Origin of the sequence: Yoonia sp., assembly GCF_017854415.1 — a bacterium.
GTDB lineage: Bacteria > Pseudomonadota > Alphaproteobacteria > Rhodobacterales > Rhodobacteraceae > Yoonia.
The window spans coordinates 27518-29594 of the sequence record NZ_JAFMHR010000016.1 but is presented as its reverse complement, the minus strand read 5'-3'; the positions used below and the strand labels follow the sequence as shown (position 1 = coordinate 29594).

Sequence of the window (2077 nt, the reverse complement as noted above, 5' to 3'; positions counted from 1 at the left end):
TTGTAAGCGCGCTCGCCATCTACTTTCACAGCCGAAAACTGTGGCGGGACTTGCATAATATCACCGATGAATGCTGCCAATGCAGTTTTGATAGCATTGTCATCGGGGCGTAGGTCAGAGGTTGCGATTACTTCGCCCTCGGCGTCATCGGTGTTGGTAGACTGACCCAAGCGAACGGTGAATGAATAAGCCTTGAGTGCATCCGTGATGAACGGAACTGTTTTTGTCGCCTCACCCAATGCGATTGCCAGAACACCTGTGGCCTCGGGATCAAGGGTGCCCGCGTGGCCCGCCTTTTTGGCATCCATCGCCCAACGCACTTTGTTCACGACCGCGGTCGAGGTAATGCCGGCAGGTTTATCAACCACTAACCAACCAGAGATATCGCGGCCTTTGCGTTTGCGCGCCATGAGGATGTCCTTCCTGAGATTGGGGCTAGCTAGTGGGAAGTCGGGAAGGGGTCAATGTTTGCAGAGCGAATTCAAAATTGGCTTTATCCCACTTTCCTCGTTTCCCTGAAGCTGTGCGGCAGGCTGTGGCCGCAATCTGTTAAAAATCCATAGATTCAAAGTGGCGCGATAGCGGTCAGATCAACTACCCCAGCACCCGTTTTGCCAATCTCAAGATGCGTTTCACCCGTGCCGTGTAAGGCGGAAAGAACAAAAAAATAGGGGAAAAGTAATTGGTCAGAACTGCGCGTTCGTTGCTAAACGTGCGAAATCCGTAGTGACCGTGCGCGTTGCCAATGCCAGAGTTGTTCACGCCCCCGAACGGCAAGTTAGCATGACTAAACTGTAGCATTGTCAAATTCACCCCGACATGACCGGAACTGGTTTGTGCAATGATGCGGTCGACGCGGCTTTTGTTTTTGTCAAAGATATAAAGTGACAGGGGCTTAGGCCGCGCATTGATCTGCGCGATGACGGTGCCCAAATCATCAAAAGGCATGATGGGAAGGACAGGGCCAAAAATTTCTTCGTGGTCGATATCCATCTGGGGCGTGACAGTTTCAATCAATGTGGGTGCGATGTAGGTGCCGTCGCGAGCACCGCCCAGCGTCACTTGCGCGCCCTTCTGAATGGCATCATCCAAAAGCCCCGCAATGCGGTCTGCGTGGTGGGAATTTACAACCCGTGCGAGGTCCGGGCTCGTTCCTGATTTCCCGTAAGCCTTGGCGATTCTATCGCGCAGTATGGCTACGAATGTGTCTTTGATCGACGCATGTACGAACAGGTGATCAGGCGCGATACACGTCTGGCCCGCGTTCGAGAATTTGCCAAACGCAATCCAATCTGCTGCGCGCTTTAGATTGGCGTCAGGTCCGATAATTGTTGGGGATTTTCCGCCAAGTTCCAGCGTAACCGACGCGAGGGACTTTGCCGCAGCTGCCATGACGATTTTTCCAACAGCCGGACTACCCGTGAAAAAGATATGATCGAAAGGCAGCGCTAGCAGCGCCGTTGATGTATCGACTGCGCCTTCGATAACCGTGACCAGTTCTGGTGGAAACGTTTCGGCAACCAAACTGGCTACCAGGGCTGATGTTGCTGGGGCCATTTCCGACGGTTTGATGATCGCCGCGTTGCCCGCCGCAAGGCACGATACCAACGGCCCAAAAGCAAGGTTAAACGGGTAATTCCAGGGCGCAATGATCAGGCAGACGCCGCGTGCCTCGGGTCTGACTTTGCCTGACGTGCCAAAACTGGCAAGGGTCGGGGTTGCATGCTTTGGTCGCATCCAGCGTTTAAGATGGCGCCTTGCATGACTAATTTCTTGCAGCACGGGCAAAATTTCAGTCAGGATTGTTTCAGTCGCGCACTTGCCGAAATCCTGCGCGATGGCGGCGACAATCGCCCCTTCGTTTTTACGGATCACATCGGCCAACCGCGTCAAACTGCGTTTGCGCGCGGCCAAGTCAAAGCTGCATCGTCGGTCTATGACGCCTGCGGCTTGGCGCTCAAAGGCGGTAGTGATGTTGTCGGTCTGCATTGTGTCAGTCATTTTGTGGTTCGATCAGCAAGAGGGTTTTCAGCGTTTGCCCAAGGTCGGTCAGGCAGGCGTCTTCGGAGGTGTCAGG

1 protein-coding gene and 1 pseudogene are annotated in these 2077 nt (G+C 54.0%); both read right to left on the bottom strand.

The window, feature by feature from the left end; genetic code table 11:
- Positions 1-410, bottom strand: a pseudogene (locus tag QZ197_RS03495) (tRNA pseudouridine(55) synthase TruB); the annotation flags it as partial.
- 184 nt (positions 411-594) lie between these two features.
- Positions 595-2001, bottom strand: coding sequence for an aldehyde dehydrogenase family protein (locus QZ197_RS03490; RefSeq protein WP_296430098.1), 1407 nt, complete (start codon positions 1999-2001; stop codon positions 595-597).
- Positions 2002-2077 lie beyond the last annotated feature (76 nt).

What these genes read in the sequence shown, in the direction of transcription:
- QZ197_RS03490 (WP_296430098.1), bottom strand. Translation starts at nt 2,001, where the DNA reads ATGACTGACACAATGCAGACCGACAACATCACTACCGCCTTTGAGCGC.